At 65.0% G+C, this 16,615-nt stretch carries 14 protein-coding genes; 6 read left to right on the top strand and 8 right to left on the bottom strand.

Features of this window, described 5'->3' with window-relative positions; genetic code table 11:
* Positions 1-27: 27 nt before the first annotated feature.
* Together ACRYRV_RS16885 and ACRYRV_RS16880 are read left to right on the top strand one after the other, a co-directional pair.
* Positions 28-1,182: a Fic family protein gene (locus ACRYRV_RS16885; RefSeq protein WP_445005916.1), complete on the top strand. Its 1,155-nt coding sequence runs from the start codon at positions 28-30 to the stop codon at positions 1,180-1,182.
* A gap of 607 nt (positions 1,183-1,789) precedes the next feature.
* A complete protein-coding gene (locus ACRYRV_RS16880; RefSeq protein ID WP_445005915.1) occupies positions 1,790-2,305 on the top strand; it encodes a transposase in 516 nt (171 codons plus the stop codon).
* A gap of 50 nt (positions 2,306-2,355) precedes the next feature.
* Here the strand turns inward: ACRYRV_RS16880 and ACRYRV_RS16875 are convergent, their stop codons facing one another.
* Both ACRYRV_RS16875 and ACRYRV_RS16870 read right to left on the bottom strand, forming a co-directional pair.
* Positions 2,356-4,800 (bottom strand): TonB-dependent receptor plug domain-containing protein, encoded by a 2,445-nt coding sequence (locus tag ACRYRV_RS16875; protein ID WP_445005914.1) that lies wholly within the window; start codon positions 4,798-4,800, stop codon positions 2,356-2,358.
* 66 nt (positions 4,801-4,866) lie between these two features.
* Positions 4,867-5,886, bottom strand: a complete 1,020-nt coding sequence (locus ACRYRV_RS16870) for a cytochrome-c peroxidase (RefSeq protein ID WP_445005913.1) — start codon at positions 5,884-5,886, stop codon at positions 4,867-4,869.
* Positions 5,887-6,229: 343 nt separating this feature from the next.
* On the opposite strand from ACRYRV_RS16870, the gene glmM reads away from it, so the two are divergent.
* Positions 6,230-7,579: a phosphoglucosamine mutase gene (glmM, locus tag ACRYRV_RS16865; protein ID WP_445005912.1), complete on the top strand. Its 1,350-nt coding sequence runs from the start codon at positions 6,230-6,232 to the stop codon at positions 7,577-7,579.
* A gap of 6 nt (positions 7,580-7,585) precedes the next feature.
* On the opposite strand, the gene ACRYRV_RS16860 is transcribed toward glmM, so the two are convergent.
* Positions 7,586-8,233: a transposase gene (locus ACRYRV_RS16860; RefSeq protein WP_445005911.1), complete on the bottom strand. Its 648-nt coding sequence runs from the start codon at positions 8,231-8,233 to the stop codon at positions 7,586-7,588.
* A gap of 121 nt (positions 8,234-8,354) precedes the next feature.
* Between ACRYRV_RS16860 and ACRYRV_RS16855 the strand changes: the two genes are divergently transcribed.
* The 3 genes from ACRYRV_RS16855 (at position 8,355) to ACRYRV_RS16845 (ending at position 9,872) form a co-directional block, all read left to right on the top strand.
* Positions 8,355-9,122: an ElyC/SanA/YdcF family protein gene (locus ACRYRV_RS16855; RefSeq protein ID WP_445004397.1), complete on the top strand. Its 768-nt coding sequence runs from the start codon at positions 8,355-8,357 to the stop codon at positions 9,120-9,122.
* A 157-nt stretch (positions 9,123-9,279) separates the two neighbouring features.
* Positions 9,280-9,579, top strand: coding sequence for a type II toxin-antitoxin system RelE/ParE family toxin (locus ACRYRV_RS16850; protein ID WP_444984397.1), 300 nt, complete (start codon positions 9,280-9,282; stop codon positions 9,577-9,579).
* Positions 9,576-9,872 (top strand): addiction module antidote protein, encoded by a 297-nt coding sequence (locus tag ACRYRV_RS16845; RefSeq protein WP_444984398.1) that lies wholly within the window; start codon positions 9,576-9,578, stop codon positions 9,870-9,872. Before ACRYRV_RS16850 ends, ACRYRV_RS16845 begins: the two co-directional genes overlap by 4 nt.
* A 108-nt stretch (positions 9,873-9,980) precedes the next feature.
* Here the strand turns inward: ACRYRV_RS16845 and ACRYRV_RS16840 are convergent, their stop codons facing one another.
* The 5 genes from ACRYRV_RS16840 to ACRYRV_RS16820 form a co-directional block, all read right to left on the bottom strand.
* Positions 9,981-10,829 (bottom strand): hypothetical protein, encoded by an 849-nt coding sequence (locus tag ACRYRV_RS16840; protein WP_445004398.1) that lies wholly within the window; start codon positions 10,827-10,829, stop codon positions 9,981-9,983.
* 2 nt (positions 10,830-10,831) lie between these two features.
* Positions 10,832-11,761, bottom strand: coding sequence for a hypothetical protein (locus ACRYRV_RS16835; RefSeq protein WP_445004399.1), 930 nt, complete (start codon positions 11,759-11,761; stop codon positions 10,832-10,834).
* 3 nt (positions 11,762-11,764) lie between these two features.
* A complete protein-coding gene (locus ACRYRV_RS16830) occupies positions 11,765-14,584 on the bottom strand; it encodes a hypothetical protein (protein WP_445005910.1) in 2,820 nt (939 codons plus the stop codon).
* Positions 14,585-14,595: 11 nt separating this feature from the next.
* Positions 14,596-15,006, bottom strand: a complete 411-nt coding sequence (locus ACRYRV_RS16825; protein ID WP_309637668.1) for a hypothetical protein — start codon at positions 15,004-15,006, stop codon at positions 14,596-14,598.
* A 201-nt stretch (positions 15,007-15,207) separates the two neighbouring features.
* On the bottom strand, positions 15,208-16,542 hold the full coding sequence (locus tag ACRYRV_RS16820) for a dicarboxylate/amino acid:cation symporter (RefSeq protein WP_445005909.1): 1,335 nt from the start codon (positions 16,540-16,542) through the stop codon (positions 15,208-15,210).
* Positions 16,543-16,615 lie beyond the last annotated feature (73 nt).

Here is a 16,615-nt window from a genome sequence, read left to right as displayed (position 1 = left end):
GCTCCTCCGTCCTTCTGGAGGTCTGGCATGGCCGATCACACCCCGACATGGATCTGGCAGCACTCCGGCTGGCCGAACTTCACCTGGCACGCGGCCGAGATTCAGCCGCGGGCCCGGGCATGCTGGCGGGATCTCGGTATCTTGCTGGGACGAGCGGGGGCCCTGGCCGCCGCGGATGACCGGAACGCTGAGGCGAGAGCCGCCCTGGATACGCTATTGCAGAACATCGTGACCTCCTCGGCCATCGAGGGAGAGCGTCTGAATGTGGCGTCAGTTCGCTCCTCCCTGGCCCGGCGCCTTGGCGTGGAGGCGCCGGAGGGCGCACCCTCACCCCGTTCTGAAGGCCTGGCGGAGCTGATGCTGGATGCCACCTTCAAGCCTGACACGCCGCTGGACACCGAGCGGCTATTTCAGTGGCATCGCTGGCTGTTCCCTGAGGCTGATGCCGCGCTGGCCACGCTGCGGCCGGGGCAATGGCGCGGGGTGGAGCCAATGCAGGTGGTGTCGGGGCGCCTGGATCGTCCCAGGGTACATTTCGAAGCGCTGCCGCGAGAGGGGCTGGAACACGAGGTTGAGCAGTTTCTCGTATGGTTCGAGGTCAGCCGTCATGATCCGGCACTGGATCCCCTGGTCCGGGCGGGCCTGGCACACTTCTGGTTCGTGACGCTGCACCCATTTGAAGATGGCAATGGCCGGATTGCCCGGGCCATCGCCGATCGCGCCTTGGCGCAGGCAGACCAGCAGGGCATCCGCCTGTATGCCATGTCGGCCGCTATCCTGGAGCGCCGCGCCGACTACTACCGCTGCCTGGAAGCGAGCCAGCGTGGCACGCCAGACCTGACGGCTTGGCTGGCCTGGTTCCTGGAGACGCTGGATGCCACCTTGCTGGATGTCCTGGCCCAGGTCGAGCGGACGCTGGCCAAGGCCCGCTTCTGGCAGCGCTTCAGGTCGGCCGGCTTGCTTCCCGAGCAGGTGAAGGTGCTGAACCGCCTGCTGGATGGAGGAGAGCGAGGGTTTGCGCACGGCATCAGTGCATCGCAGTATCAGAAGGTAGCCAAGGTCAGTAAGGCAACGGCTACCCGCCACCTCGCTGGGCTGGTCGAGAAGGGGTGCTTGGTCAAGCTACCCGGAGGAGGCCGCAGCACGTGCTATCACGTACCGGACATGCACCGTCGGGAGTAGGTGTTTCTCAGCTTCAGGGTCAGACCCTTAAGTCTCCTTAAGGGTCTGACCCTGAGGCCTTCCCACGAATAGAATAAGAAAATCAGCATATTAGGATTGAAAAAAGTCTGCATGGGCAGGCATGTTGTTAATCGCCAAACCAACAATATGCCGAGGAGCCCATGCAGACGCCCCGATTCTTGCACAAGATTCTGACCAATAGCGCGGCAAGCCCCGGCCTGAAGGCCGGGGCTTGCCGCGCTATTGGTCAGGATCACCACCGACAACGCACGGCAGAATTGACGGTACTCCGCCAGCGTCAGACGCATCAGGTGTCGCTGCTGCGTCGTGGCGTGTAGTGGCCACTTATCCGTGCGAATCATGGTGCGAGTCATGGAGAAAGCCTAAGCCATTACCTGATATCCATCCACTATTCGCCTTGGCGTTCGCCAAGGCTCGCCGCTTGACTAGCGCATCACGCTTCGCGTCGATGCGTAGGATGCGCGGCTGAGTTGCTCAACTGCGGCACGACGGCGAATCCGAGTGACGCCGCCTGGAGTCGCTGTTTCCGCTGGCGACACGCGAGCCAGCAGCGCGCGGTTCCGTCACGCTGGCCAAGACACGCTCATTGGGGACTCTCCTGTATCTCTACCGCGCTCCCTACCGAGGGCGCAAAGACCGTAACAAGAACGGCAGTGCGTCACGGGCTGCCCGAAGCCGTAAGGTGGCCAAAGGGCACCGAGAACCCTGGGTGCTGGTCAGCAACGTGACCCCGCGCCAAAACACCGCTGCCAAGGTTGTCCGGCTCTACAGCCTGCGCATGGAAATCGAAGAAGGCTTTCGGGACATCAAGAGCGAGCGCTTCGGGTTTGCCTTCAACCTGCATGGCACCCGATGCGCACGCCGCATCGAGATCCTGCTGCTCATCGCGATGCTGGCCAGTTTTCGTCTCCTGGCCAGCGACCTTTCCCTCGATCAAGCAGGGAAGGCACTGGCCTATCAAAGCAATACGCGCCGATCACGGCGAGGCATCTCACTTTGGCGACTTGGCTGTGAAGTCATCCTGGCCCGCTATCCTGCGGGCCGAATGGACAGACTCCTCCGGTTGATGCGGCAAGAGGCGAGCCTGGGGGTCACCGTATGATTCGTGGGGAGGCCTCAGGGTCTGACCCCTTTGCGTGCAGAGGCGTCTCGCTAGAACCGCAACCCAACCTCTAGGCTGCCGCTACGGCCTGCTGTGGCCTTGCTGGAATAGTCGCTGGTGCTGTAGTCCACGCTGTCGTTGAACAAGTTGAGCACCTCCATCTGGATGAACCCCTGGGCTCGGCTCAGGATAGGCGGCTCCCAGCGCAGGCGGGTATCCACCGTCATCAGAGCATCGAAGTCGACATCTTCATAGATATCATATTGGCGTCCTGTCTCCGTATCCTGGTAGTCCTCGAAGCTGTCTCGGGCGACGCTTCCGCCCTGACGCAAGTTGAAGAAGTTCGACCAGGTAAGGTGCCAGCCGGGGACATGCGTTACGGTCTGCAGGCGAACATCGACTGGAATATTGAAGTCCCAGGCCGGCAGTTCGTCCTTGTCGATCAGTTTCCCCTGGTAGTAGACAGGATCCTTTTGCAGCTCGAGGTCATAACCGCCGCTGCCCTGATAGCTGCTACGGCTGGTTTCTCGATAGCTGATACCCAGGGAGGCGTGGTTGAGCGTGGCGCCAAGCTGCCAGGGGCGTGCCATGGCGATATCCAGGGTGAGGCTGTCGGTGCTGCTGCGGCCGTCGTTGCGGTAGTAAATCAGACCGTCCTCCTCCTCGGCTCGCAGGATACCGTCACGGCTCTCGCGATTCACGAACTGGAGCTTGATATGGACAGGTCCCATCTGCTGCAGCCAGCCGACCATCAGCTCGTCGGAGTAGGGGGTGTCGAGGTCGCTGATGCCTGATTCGTCATCATAGTCGAGGGTCCTCAACACACCGCCATCCGGGGCGAAGAAGCGAATTTCTCTCCAGCTGGAGATGGCGTCGTTGAGCTTGTAGCGGAGGAAGTTGCGGCCGTAATAGCGGTTGGCGCCGGCGACCAGCCGTGTGCTGCCGTCGCCGAAGGTGTCCCATTCGGCCTTGAAGCGCGGAGCGATGTCGACGTTGTCCATGTAGCCGTTCCAGTCGGCGCGTACCCCGGTGGTGACCGTCCAGTCGCCCAGCGCTATCCGGTCTTCCAGATACCAGGCCAGGTCGTTATAGGTCAGATCGACCTTCCCGGCATAATAATCATGGGCGGTCGAAAGGTAGGCGTTTCCCTGTCCGTCACAGCAGCGGTACATCTCTCCAGAGACATCGTTCGGTCGCTCGTAATAGCTTTGCGTGTGTCTGAGCTGGGCACCGGTGGTCAGGCGATGCCTTGAGCGGCCCAGTGCCAAGTCGTTGAAGCGCAGTTCCGGTGCCAGAGTCGCCCGCGTCTGAGCCTGTTCGGTACTGCCGTAACCGCCGCGATGGCTAGGTTGGTCGCTTCCTCTAAGGTGGGGCTTATATACGAAGTGGTCACTGTCGTTTTCCAGGGTGTCGCTCAGGCGGTCGACGCCGAGATCCAGGGAGAAATCCCCGACGGCCACTTCCCGCTCCCAGTGCAGCGTGGCCCCGATCGCCTCATGGCTTTTCACGAATCGATCGTCATAGCGACTACCTGTCAGGCCATCGTGGCTGCGGTCGGTATAGCGAAACGAGAGTCCCAGCTTATCTTCTCCCACTCGGGTGTCGACTCGGCCCAGAATGTTGTCGATACGATCGTCGTAGTCGATGTGACGAAGGACACCGGCGCTGTCTTCATAGCTTTGGGCGAAACGCGAGGTGCGCCGGGAGACGTTCATGGTCATGCCGCTGACGTCGCCCAGGCCCTGTTGCAGGCTGATGCTGTAATTCTGGCGCAGGTAGTCGGGGGTGTAGTCGCCCCGGTAGTTTCTGGCGGGGTCTTTCCGATCAGACTCGTTGACATGAAAGCTCTCCCACTCGTCGCGCTTTTGCCCGTAGCGCAGCGCCACACTGTCTTCGCCGTCATAGCGCTTCAGTCGGGTGGCCACCACGCCGCCGGTGAAGCCGCCGTAGGCGGCGGGCACGTTGCTGTCGAAGACTTCGACGCTCTCCAGCAGGTCCACGTCGAGGAAGAAGCCCTGCGGGGAGCTGCCGCCTGTGGGGCGAACCAGGCTGGGGGTCGACCAGAGGTCCTGGTTATTGGCTGGATCCAGGTCGCTGCTCATGTCGATGCCATCGAGCGTGAACAGGTTCTGATAGAAGGGTTGGCCGTGGATAGAGATCTCGCCGGGCTTTAGGGTGGCGCTGTTGGCCGACTGGTTCGCGTCGCGGGAGAAGTCCACGGCAGTATTGAGACGCAGGAGATCCGAGAGATGGCCGTCGCCGGTGGGCATCTCTGCAATATCCTGAGAGTCGTAGGATGCTCGGCCAGCATGCAGCAGATGATCGGCATGAACTATGATGGTGTCGAGCCGATCTGACGCAGCGGCAGTGCAGTCGCGCTCTTCAGAGCATGGATCCTGGGGCGATTCGGCCCATGCCACGTTGAAGCAGGTTAACAGGCTAGCGAGGCTCAGCCCGAACTGGGCGGGTAGGCGGCTTCGTGAGTGTTCGCTCATGGATTTCTGGGGTCCTGTCCGGAATGGATGGAACACGGTCATGATCAAGCCCGATGCGTTGTCGAGCTATGGCATTTTGTTCGGAGAAGCGGGCAGCGCCGGCGGGTGGACCCTGGCAGGACGCCGGCTCAGGGTATGCAGGAAGGCTTCCAGGGCATCTAGTTCTTCATGGCTGAGCCCCAGTGGCTCGACCAGAGCCGACATGTTGGGCTGACCGTCACGAAGCCCCTGCCGCATGCCCAGGTTGTAGGTGGCAAGGGTGCCGCGCAGATTGACGAAGAGGCCGTTATGCATCCAAGGCGTTGTGTACAGGAGGTCGCGCAGTGAGGGCGTACGAAAGGCGCCTTTGTCTGCTTCCCGGCCGGTGATCAGGAAGCGCCCCAGGTCTTCATAGCGTCTACCGACAAGGGCAAGTCCGATATTGTGAAAACGGCCGTCGGAAAACAGCGGGCCATGATGGCAATTCATGCAACGGGCCTGCGTGCGGAAGAGGTGCAGTCCTTCAATCTCCTGGTCGTTGAGACTGGCTTTGCCTGCAAGGAAGCGGTCAAAGCGGCTGGGACGAGAGACCAGTGTGCGCTGGAAGGCAGCCAATGCCTTGCCGAGGGCAGAGGCGGTAACGGAAGAAGTGCCGAGAGCGCGCTGGAAGGTGTCCAGATAGCCCGGTATGGCATTCAAGCTTTCCAGAACGGTATCGAGCTCTGCAGCCATCTCGATGGGATCTTCGATGGGAAGCAGCGCCTGCTCTTCCAAGCTGGAGGCACGGCCGTCCCAGAAGAAGCTGTCGAAGTAAGCCACATTAAGCAGCGTCATTGCATTGCGAGTGCCTCGCTGTCGGTCATGGCCGAACGAAGTCGCGCGTCCATCACCCCAGCCAAGGTCGGGGTCATGGCAGCTCGCGCAGGCTAGCTGTCCGGAGCCGGACAGGCGTGGGTCGAAGAAGAGCTGCTTGCCGAGCTCCTCCAGCTCTGTGGTTTGCCATGCCGGCAGCGCGGGCGCAGAGAGGCGGCCCAGCGGCTCTGCATCGACACCCTCCGCGACAGCGAAAGGTGGCCAATGGTCTTGGCCTTGGCGATAGCGTGCCAATAACTCCTCGCTGAGATCTGCAGCGACTGGATACGAGAGGCACCATAGGAAGAGGAACAACCAGCAATGGACGGGATGGAGCACTTTTTAAATCTAAAGAAAAACAAGAATCATTAGCATTTTATGGTAATTTTATATGAAGTCAACCTTGGTCCTGCCTCAAAAGCATTGATGCTACAGCCAGCTTGTCGGGGCATCATGGTGGCACCGATGAACAGGTCCGGCCGCGGCCGGGCTGAATAAAGCGGTCCTCGACCAGGGCTGGTAGCTTCCCGGGGGTCAGACCCTTAATTCTACTTTGGTGTCTGGCTCGCAAGACGACCTAAGCAGACAGGATCTTATTATGCGACGTTATTTCGGAACCGACGGGGTGAGGGGTCGAGTGGGGGAGTTTCCCATGACGCCGGAGTTTGCCTTGAAGCTCGGCTGGGCGGCCGGCAAGGTACTGGGCGCCGAGGGCGTCTGCGAGGTGCTGATCGGCAAGGACACCCGCGCCAGCGGCTATATGCTGGAGTCCGCCCTGGAGGCGGGATTCTCGGCGGCGGGGGTCAGTATTGCCCTGGTGGGGCCGCTGCCCACCCCGGCCATCGCCTACCTGGCCACTACCTTTCGGGCCAATGCCGGGGTGGTGATCAGCGCCTCCCACAACCCCTTCTATGACAACGGCATCAAGCTGTTTGCCCAGTCCGGCCACAAGCTCACCGATGATCAGGAGCTTGAGATCGAGCGCCGGCTGCAGCAGGCGCTGGACCACGGCATGGGCTGCGTGAGCTCCGAGCACCTGGGCAAGGTGCGGCGCATCGAGGATGCCGCCGGCCGCTACATCGAGTACTGCAAGTCGCACTTCCCCGGCCAGAAGACCCTGGAGGGGCTGAAGATCGTAGTGGACTGCGCCAACGGGGCGGCCTATAAGGTGGCGCCGGCGGTCTACCGCGAGCTGGGCGCCGAGGTGGTGCCCCTGCATGCCTGGCCCAACGGTACCAATATCAACGCCGGCTGCGGTGCCACCGATCTGACCAGCCTGCGCGCCGCGGTAATCGAGCAGCGTGCCGACCTGGGGATCGCCCTGGACGGCGACGCCGACCGCCTGATGATGGTGGATGCCACCGGGGCGGCGGTGGACGGCGACGAGCTGCTGTTCCTGCTGGCCCGGGACGCCCGCGCCGCCGGCTACCGCGGCGGGGTGGTGGGCACCCTGATGAGCAACCTGGGCCTGGAGCTGGCCCTGGGGGAGCTGGAGATTCCCTTCCGGCGCGCCAAGGTGGGTGACCGCTACGTGATGGAGCTGCTGCGCGAGACCGGCTGGACCCTGGGCGGGGAGAGCTCCGGCCACCTGCTGAGCCTGAAGCACGCCTCCACCGGCGATGCGATCATCGCCTCGGTGCTGGTTCTGGCGGCCCTGCAGCGCCTGGACAGCACTCTGCACCTGGCCCGCCAGGGCATGCGCAAGCTGCCCCAGACGCTGATCAACGTGCGCTATAAGGCCCGCGAGGGCAGCGACCCGCTGGAGAGCGATGCGGTCAAGGCCGCGGTGGAGGAAGCCGAAGACCGCCTCGGCGCCACCGGCCGCGTTCTGCTTCGCAAGTCCGGCACCGAACCCCTCATCCGCGTCATGGTGGAAGCAGAAGACGCCGAACTCGCCAACCGCTGCGCCCAGCGAATCGCCGACGCCCTCCCGGGGTCAGACCCTTAAGTCTCCTTAAGGGTCTGACCCCGCCAGCCGTTGCCGCCAGGCCTCGCTGCCATAGGGGTGGCCGCGACGGGTCTGCTGGCGGATCTCCTCCAGGGTGTCGTCGGGCAGGGACGCGTCGAAGAGCTGCCGGTAGTGGTGCCGGCGCTGCTCGGGGTCGCGGGCGCTGGCCAGGTAGAGCGCATGGGGCGTGACCCGCGAGTCCTCGGCGCCCAGGGCGTTGGCCGGGTAGCTGGACCAGCGGTAGTCGCCGGGGTGGGCAGCCATGCCGGCACGCACCGGATTGAGCTCTATGTAGCGGTAGCAGGCGAAGAGGTAGGGCTCTTCCCCTACCAGGCAGGAGTAGTAGCGCCCCTCGAAGAGCCCGCCGGTGCGCTCGTGGCGCCGGTTGAAATACTGCGCGTAGCGCTGCCCAAGGCTCTTCATCAGCAGGCTGATGCCCTGCGGGTCGTCGAGGGGCGTGGCCAGCAGGTGAAAGTGATTGCTCATCAGTACATAGGCGTGCACGTCGACCCGATACTCCCGGCGCGCCTCGTCGAGAAACTCGAGAAAGCGCTCGGCATCGCTGCGGTAGTGAAAACAGGTGCCGCGATTGTTGCCGCGCTGCACCAGGTGCACCGGTATACTGGGCAGAAGAATACGCGTCGGGCGGGGCATGGCCGATTCCCCTTGATGGTGAACGGTGGCCTGCCTCAGTGTAGCCCAGCCTCAGCCCCCCTCGGGGTCAGACCCTTAAGTCCCCTTAAGGGTCTGACCCCGCCAGCCAATGTGGTGTTGCATGTACGATACGATCAAGGTGCTGGCGTCCCAGCTGTTGATGCCGCTGCCTGTCAGCCTGGGGCTGATGGCATTGGGCCTCGCGCTGATGGCTTGGCGCTGTCGCCGTGCCGGTGTGGCAGCAGCGGCTATCGGCCTGGCGATTCTGGTGCTGGCGAGCTTGGGAGGCGTCGCCGAGCGCCTCCTGGGGCCGCTCGAGGCGCGCCATCCGGCCCTGGAGGCGCTGCCCGAGGAGGAGCTGGCAGCAGTGGTGGTGCTCGGGGGCGGCTGGCGACCCGAGGCGCCGCGCTCGAGCGTGAGCCGTTTGAATGATAGCTCGGCGATCCGCCTGATGGAGGGCATCCGGCTGTGGCGGCAGCACCCCGCGCTGCCGCTGGTGGTCACCGGCGCCAGCCGTGATCCCGATATTGCCCCGGTGGCCCGGGGCTATGCCGCGGCCGCCGCAGAGCTGGGCGTGCCGGAAGGGCGCCTGATGGTGCTGGACTGGCCCACCGATACCGGCCTGGAAGCCCAGGCCGTTCGTGAGGCCCTGGGTGAGGGCGCGCGGGTGGTGCTGGTCACCTCCGCCTCGCATATGCCGCGCTCCATGCGTCACTTCCGACAGGCCGGCCTCGAGCCCCTGGCGGCGCCCACCCACTACCTGACCCAGCATGATCAAACCGGCCAGCTCCGCCACTGGGTGCCATCGGCCACCCACCTGCGCAAGTCGGAGCGGGCGCTCTATGAGGCGCTGGGCCTGCTGGCCGTTGGCTGGGAGCATCAGGACTAACCCAGTCGATAGGCTCACGGGAGAATCGAGGATTGCGGCTGAGGCTCGGCCGGGAGAGCGGTACCGGGAAAGCTCGCCGGGCCAAGCGCAACGCTCACCCTCGGGTGTTGGGGGCCTGGTCATTGCGCGGCTGTAGTTTTCAAACTACACTTACGCCATGCTCGATATTAAACAGACAGACACGTACCGGAGATGGGAGCGTAAGCTGCGAGATCAACGCGCCAAGGCGCTGATTGCAGCGCGTGTTTTCCGCCTCGCCAATGGCTTGCCAGGGGATGTCCAGCCTGTAGGACAGGGCGTCAGCGAGTTACGCATTCATTATGGGCCTGGCTATCGTATTTATTTCAAACAACGCGGCAGCGAAATCGTCATCCTTCTGTGTGGTGGCGACAAGAGTACGCAGCAGTGCGATATCGAGACAGCAAAGCGTCTTGCAGCAGAGTGGGAGGCCTCATGAGCGACAGGATTTTTGACTACGACCCGGCAGCCGCCCTGGAAAGCGAGGAGGCGATTGCGGTATTTCTGGCGGATGCCCTGGAAACAGGAGACTCCGCCTATATTGCCAAGGCGATGGGTGTAGTAGCACGCGCCAAAGGCATGAGCGAGCTCGCCCGGGAAACCGGGCTTTCCCGTGAGCAGCTGTATCGCTCCTTCAGTGAGCAGGGCAATCCCACTTTGAAAACCATGCTGGCCGTGATGCGAGCCCTTGGCGTTGACTTGACGGCTCGCCCGCACGAGCCGGCTGCGTAGAGAGCGCGATCCGCGATCGGGTCGGATGGTTCGGATCTGACCCTGAAGAGGACTTCGAAGCCCGGCTTGTGCCGGGCTTCGGCGTTGGTGGGGGCCGCAGAGTGCCTGCTAGTCGAAGAGGCTCTGGGGGCGAGCATCATCCGGGGCGCCGGCTTCGAGCCAGTTTTCATAAGGGCCCATGACGGCGCGACGGCCCTGATTGCTCCAGTGACGCTGGCCCTGGTTGCCGACGTCGATCGAGATCGCCCCGGCAGAGGTGGCGACGGCCAGTACGGACTCCTTGGAGACTTCGCAATTGTTGGGCAGGCGTGAGAACTCACGCGTTAGCTGGTTATCGCCGACGGAGGTCACCTCGGGTTTTGAGCCGGAGACGAACCAGGGGGTGACGCCGTACCCCTCGACGGTTCCGCCAAGGCGCACAAAGAGATCGGCAAACATGATGTAGGAGGTTTCATGCCGGCAGTTGTTGCCGATGCCGCGATGTGGGTTGATGCCGGCACTGGTAGCAAGGCGCTGCATCAGCCCGGAATCGAGGCTGGGCGTGGTCAGCAGGCCCATGAAGGTCGCCGAGTCGACGGGGCCAGTGCGAAATCCATTGATGACGATCTTCGCCGTGCGCTCATCACCGCGTAACACGGCGCTTTCAAAGGCGTTATAGAGCACCGGGAAGGGCATCTCGACCTTGGCCGGCGGTTCGCCATCCACCACCTGCATGACGTTGCAGCTGGCGTCGAGCAGGCGCAGGTTGTCGCCGATGATTTCCCGCGCCCTGGGCGTGAGGTTGAGATAGGTCTCGGCGGTCAGGCGCAGCGGCTCGGCGGTGCCGTTGCGCTGGGCCTCGAGGAAGTTGCCCATGGCGTAGAGGCGCTCGTCATCCTGGCAGCTGGCCTGGGCGGAGGCGGCGAGGGGCAGGGCGGCAGCGGCAATGGCCGTTGCCAGCAAGGTCTTGAGGCGCATGGTCAGTGGCACTCCTTGGGTTGGATGGTCACGCGGCGGTGCACGTTGAAGTAGGGGTTGCGAGGCGCGTCGATCAGGCTGCTGTCGGCCAGGGTAAAGCCTTCCTCCTCGCGCTGGACGCTGGCTCGCCACTGCCCCCGGTAGCCAATGCCTTCGGCCTGGTAGAAGCCGGCCACGGATTCCCAGGGCAGGTTCTTGTCGACGATGACCTCGTCGTTGGGCTCGGCGGTTTCGCCGCGGCAGTCGCGGGTGTCGGCCACATAGATGCCCTGGTTGAAGAGGTTGCTGTAGATCTGCCAGTAGCTGTTGTTCGGGGTGATGTTCTCCGGGGCCCCGGGCAGCGAGGCGGCCAGGCCAGAGATGGTCTCGTAGTCATGGCCATGCATGCGGTAGTGATTGCGATCCATCAGGTAGAAAGCCCAGAACCAGCGGGCATCGATGGCGGCGATCTTGGTGCCGCGCACGAAGTCGAGGTGGGCGCGCAGGCTGGGCTCCTCCTCCAGCTTGTGCAGCAGGATGTCCAGATACTCCTCGAAGGGCAGCACCGGGTGGCCGATCAGCTCGCCGTCGAAGTAATAGACCGGGTTGCACTCCATGCTGGCGATGAACATGTTGCGTGACAGCAGGCTCTGCAGGCTGTCGCCGGCCAAAAGGAAGGTGCGCAGGGTGACCTGCAGAGGCGCCATCTCGGTACCGTTGGCCAGCGCTTCGAGGGTGCCGTGCGGGTCATGGGTCAGGCGCGGGTCGTCGCCGTACTGGCAGCCGTACTGGGCACTCTCGTCGGCCAGGTAGTACTCCCAGGCCTGAACCTGCTGCGGCGTCATGGGCGTGCCGGCGAACGGCACCTTGACCAGGTCGCTGGCCTGAGCCTGGCCGGCGATGGCGGTGCCCAGCAGGGCGGCGGCGCCCCACCGGGCTAGCGGATGTGGCATCGTCTAGTCCCTTGTTACGGTGATGGAATCGGCGGCGGCGTTTGGCAGGGCGCTGCCCGGGCCAAAGACCCCATGGCGCCCGGCAAAGGCGTCCAGCGACTGGCGCAGGGCGTCATCGAGGTGGCGGTGATGCACGATGATGGCGTCCCCTGCCGCGAGCTGGTCGAGGGCCGGCTGCAGCCGAGCGACGGAGAGCCGCTGGGCATGTTCGCGGTAGGCCTCGCCGCGGGCGCGCTCCCGCAGGCGCCGGGCATCGGCGAGGGTGAGGTGGCGCAGCGAGCCGTCGTCGGTCTCTGCGCTGCCGTGCTCGGGGCCGAAGTAGGCCAGGGCGTAGGCGCGCTCATGCTGGGCGAAGCAGCTGAGCACTTCCGGCCGGCTGACCGCGGCGGTAAAGCGCTCCGGGCCGAGCAGGTCGGCCAGGGCATCGGCCTCCCGGCGCACGGCATGGCAGTTCACCTCGCCGTGCAGGGTGGGCTGGAAGTGGGTCCACAGCGACAGACCGGCGGCCCCACGCTGGAACTGGCGGGCGAACTCCAGCGCCGTGGGAATGGCCACCGGGCGCTCTGCCAGGGCCTCGCTGCCGCAGCTGGCGTGGCGAGCGGCTCGCCACTGCAGGCTGTCGACCCGGCTGATGTCCATCACTCGCTGGAAGTTGGTCAGGCAGGTGCCTTGCCCCGAGATGATCGGCGAGCGGTGGATGGCCCAGTGGCGGTCGCTGAGCAGCTGGAGGTCGACCATGACCGCCTGCTGCTGCCGTGAGCGTGCCTCGTCGACCTGATCGAAGAGCGGACGTGTGACGTCCAGGTGGGCCACCCGGGACACTTCGGGCATCGGGGCCGCGCCGTTGGCCTGCTGCACGGGCGGCGACTCAGGCGGGAGTCCCTGGCCGGCGCGCTCCGGCACCGTCTGGATCTCGGGCGCCTCGAGGGCCTCCTGCTCGCTGGCCACCTGCTCCGCCGAGGCGGCGACCAGGGGCGGGGCGAGGAAGGCCATGACCCTGCCAAGGGGGTAGACCACCGGCTCGGTGTTGATCACCCAGGTGGCAAAGAGGCTGCCCAGCGGCGAGAGGGCGCGCTCGGCCTCACCGGCGAAGTAGCGGTAGGTCTCGGTCTTGACCACCGCGGCGCTGTTGGCCATGGGCAGCGCCAGCACCAGGCCGAGGCCGGTGACCTTGATGAGGTGGGGCAGCCAGCGACGCCGGCTGCCCAGCAGGGCCGGCAGGCTCGCCGCCAGGCCGATGGCGTTGACCAGGGCGAAGAACAGCGAGAAGCCCATGGCGATGGGGGGCACGATCAGGGCGCGCACATACTGCTTGCCCTCTTCCTCGCGGGGCGCGCCGTTGGCCAGCGCCTGGGCGTCGGCGAAGAGCCGAGCGCGCTCCTGGGCCGCCAGCGCCTGGTAGTGCGGAGTCAGGATGGCGTCCCGGAAGGCCTCCGGGTCGAGATCCAGTGAGATCAGCATCTGCCGGTTCCGGGGGCGGAGCGCCTCGTGCAGGCGGTCCTGAACCGGCTGGGAGGCGAGGAAGCCCTCGGCGCTGAGATCCAGGGGGAGGGTCGCGCCGAGCTGCTCCTGCATGGCGTCGTCGGCAAGCTGTCCCAGGGCCTGCATCGGCTCGCTGATCACGGCATCGAGGAAGGCGTCACGATCGCTCGGACGCCAGCCGGCCGGCAGGGTGAGGCCCTCTTCGGCGAGCGCGTCGCGGGCCTCGGCGGCCACGGCGTCGCTGGCCAGGAACTGCTCATAGGTCATCGCCTGCTGGGTGATGGCGGTCAGCTTGCCGGCCAGGTGGTCGAAGTCCAGGTCGTGGCAGCGCTGGATTTCCTGGCGCTCGGTCACGAAGCGGCCGCGGCGCTGGACGGTGTTGGTGACGATCTCGGGCTCGTGGCACCAGTCGTGAGGCGCGACGTAGCGGCCCAGGTTGCGCGTGACCTCGTCGCGATAGATGTCTTCGATGCGAATGATGCACTCGTCCCGGAAGCGGCCGTTGTCGCAGCGCTCCCGGGCTTGGAAGTAGCTGCTCAGGCTGCGCTGCAGGGTCAGGACCTGTCGGGTGAAGGCCTGCTCGTTGCGCTCGCCGGCCAGTGCCTGCCACTCCGCCATCAGCCCGGCCTGCAGCTCGTGCCAGCGCGCTTCGGCCTCGGCGCTCAGGTCTGCCTGGGCGTGCCAGTACTCGTCGGAGACCTGCTCGTAGTCGCGCCAGGCCTGCTGCAGGCCGGTCTGCAGCAGGCGGTACTCCTCGTAGTGCTCGGGGAGGGCGCGGGTGGCCTCATTGACGACGACCTGGTCGATGATGCGATCGGCTTCCGTCTTGAGCGAATCGATGAACTCCGGGGAGACGAAGGTCATCAGGCCGAGGACCGAGAGGAAGCTGCGGGTGTGGGCCGAGTCGAGATCCGCGTCGTCGAAGGGGATGCCGTCGAGCTGCAGGGCGTTGTTGGCCAGGCCGCGCTTGAGCAGCAGCAGATGCTGGGCATCCATGCGCTGCTCTGCCGAAGTGCGGTCGACGAGGGTGTCCACCAGGATGCGCTGACCGTAGAACATCAGCGGGAAGCCGATGGCGATGGCCAGGCCGATGGCGCCAGCGCTGCGCAGCAGCGGCCGGCCCTGCACCTTGATCAGCCGCAGCAGCAGCAGGCTGAGGCCGATACCCGAAAGAATGCGTCCCTCGAGCTCCAGGGCCAGCACTTGGGAGCGCGTCAGGCTGGCGACGGCGGCATCCACCAGGCGGCTGTTGAAGGCCAGCTCATAGACCAGGTAGATCAGGTTGAGCACAAAGAGAACCAGCAGCCAGGCGCGCAGGCCCTTGCCGAAGGGGTTGATCACGAGGGGCTTCCTTATGGTGATGCGGGGGTGCGGGGCGTGGTGATCAGGACGGGGCCGGACGTCGGCAGGAGGTCGGCGGGGCCGTGATCACGGGAAGGGAGCTCGCCACGCTCGGGAAGCGAAACGCTGGCGGCGGAGCGGGAGAGGGGGGTTACCTGGCCCTGGTCGTTGAGGTAGGCGCCCTGCTGAACCAGGAAGGCCTGTTCGTCATCCCGCTGGCGGGCGGCATCGGCGGGCAGCGTGACGCCCTCGATGACCAGCGGCGTCGGGGCTGATGGCTCGGTGGGTGGCGGGCAGTCTGCCTGCCGGCAGAGCAGGCCGGCGGCAAACGCCTCGAGGTCACTGGCGAAGCCCGGGGAGGGCGCCAGGGTCATGAGCCACAGGGATAGCGGCCAAAGGGCGCGGTACGGTGAACGGTGCATCTGGGCTCTCCCTTTCCCAAGCTGCGGACGTAACAGATCTTACGAAACATGTAATGAATCTTATGCTCTCGCAAACCGGCCTTGACGTCCAGCCGAATGGGCCTGGCGTGGTTCTCGGGAGGGCGCCAGACCAGGCCCCCGATTCAACGACGAAGCCCGGCCATGTGCCGGGCTTCGTGCTCTGCGAGAGTCAGCCAAGGGTCAGGCGGCATCTGGTGCGGTCGCCTCGTCGCCGATCCAGGTGTCCATGACGGCTGCGGTGACCAGGTCGCCAGTCACGTTGACGGTGGTGCGGCACATGTCCAGGATGCGGTCGACCCCGATGATCAGGGCGATGCCCTCCGGCGGTATCCCCACGCTGACCAGCAGCATCGAGAGGATCACGATGCCGATCCCCGGGGTGCCCGGCGAGCCGATGGAAGCGCCTACCGCCAGCAGCACCACCAGCAGCAGCTGGGAGAGGGCGATGTCCACCTGGAACACCTGGGCGAGAAACACCGTCGCTACCACTTGGTAGAGGGCGGTGCCGGCCATGTTGATGGTGGTGCCGAGGGGCACCACGAATTGGGCGATGGACGGCCTGACCGCCAGGCGCTCTACGGCCGTTTGCATGGTCAGCGGCATCACCGCTGCCGAGCTCGAGGTAGAGAAAGCCAGCAGCTGGGCGTCCCGCGCTGCGCTCACGAAGCCTTTCACCGGGCGCCGGCGCAGCCCCCGGTAGAGCCCCAGGTAGAGCAGCAGCATCAGCGCCAGGCCGGCCAGCACCGTCAGCACATAGACCCCAAGCCCCAGCAGGGCATCCAGCCCCAGGCGGGTGGTGAGCTGCAGGATCAGGCCAAACACCGCGAAGGGCACCAGGAACATGGCCCAGCGCACCACCACCATGCTCAGCTCCTGCACCGAGCCCAGCAGCTCGAGCAGCGGACGCGACTGCCGCTCGGGCAGGGTGAGCAGGGCCACCCCGATCATGATCGAGAAGACCACCATCTGCAGCATGTTCTGCTCCACCCCCGCCTGCAGCGGATTGGTGGGAATGATACTGGTCAGGCGCTGGGGCAGCTCGGCCAGGGAGAGGGGCGCGCTGGGGTCGGTGGGCAGCACCTCCCCGGCCAGGGCCTGGCTGTCGATGAAACTTCCCGGCTGGATCAGCAGCACCACGGCCACTCCGATGGCCCCGGCGGCCAGGGTGGTGGCGATAAAGAAGGCGCCGGTGCGCAGCCCTGTCTGACGCAGCTGCTCCAGGCTATCGGTGCTTGCCATTCCGAGGATGATGGAGGCCACCACCAGGGGAATCACGATCATCTGCACCATGGCCAGGAAGAGGTAGCCCGGCAGTGCCGCCCAGCTGGCCAGCAGGTGGGCGGTGCCCGGCGTGACCCAGCCCAGAGTCGGGCCCAACAGCACCCCGGCGAGGATGCCGGCGGCCATGGCCACAAGGACCTGCAGCCAAAGGCGGCCGCTAATAAAGCCCCGCAGGCGGCGCGTCAACGACCGAGGTGATCGAGCGTGGGTCACGGAAGTGATGGGTGGCGTCATTCCTTGGCTCCTGAGGTAAATCCACATCCCTATGATGCCCAGAGCTCGGCATGCCTGGCCAGAGACGCCCTTC

The organism is Halomonas mongoliensis (assembly GCF_052496345.1).
The sequence above is the reverse complement of the archived record's forward strand: the minus strand, read 5'-3'. Positions and strand labels throughout refer to the sequence as shown.

What these genes read in the sequence shown, in the direction of transcription:
- ACRYRV_RS16885 (WP_445005916.1), top strand. Translation starts at nt 28, where the DNA reads ATGGCCGATCACACCCCGACATGGATCTGGCAGCACTCCGGCTGGCCG.
- ACRYRV_RS16875 (WP_445005914.1), bottom strand. Translation starts at nt 4,800, where the DNA reads ATGAGCGAACACTCACGAAGCCGCCTACCCGCCCAGTTCGGGCTGAGC.
- glmM (WP_445005912.1), top strand. Translation starts at nt 6,230, where the DNA reads ATGCGACGTTATTTCGGAACCGACGGGGTGAGGGGTCGAGTGGGGGAG.
- ACRYRV_RS16860 (WP_445005911.1), bottom strand. Translation starts at nt 8,233, where the DNA reads ATGCCCCGCCCGACGCGTATTCTTCTGCCCAGTATACCGGTGCACCTG.
- ACRYRV_RS16855 (WP_445004397.1), top strand. Translation starts at nt 8,355, where the DNA reads ATGTACGATACGATCAAGGTGCTGGCGTCCCAGCTGTTGATGCCGCTG.
- ACRYRV_RS16850 (WP_444984397.1), top strand. Translation starts at nt 9,280, where the DNA reads ATGCTCGATATTAAACAGACAGACACGTACCGGAGATGGGAGCGTAAG.
- ACRYRV_RS16845 (WP_444984398.1), top strand. Translation starts at nt 9,576, where the DNA reads ATGAGCGACAGGATTTTTGACTACGACCCGGCAGCCGCCCTGGAAAGC.
- ACRYRV_RS16840 (WP_445004398.1), bottom strand. Translation starts at nt 10,829, where the DNA reads ATGCGCCTCAAGACCTTGCTGGCAACGGCCATTGCCGCTGCCGCCCTG.
- ACRYRV_RS16835 (WP_445004399.1), bottom strand. Translation starts at nt 11,761, where the DNA reads ATGCCACATCCGCTAGCCCGGTGGGGCGCCGCCGCCCTGCTGGGCACC.
- ACRYRV_RS16825 (WP_309637668.1), bottom strand. Translation starts at nt 15,006, where the DNA reads ATGCACCGTTCACCGTACCGCGCCCTTTGGCCGCTATCCCTGTGGCTC.
- ACRYRV_RS16820 (WP_445005909.1), bottom strand. Translation starts at nt 16,542, where the DNA reads ATGACGCCACCCATCACTTCCGTGACCCACGCTCGATCACCTCGGTCG.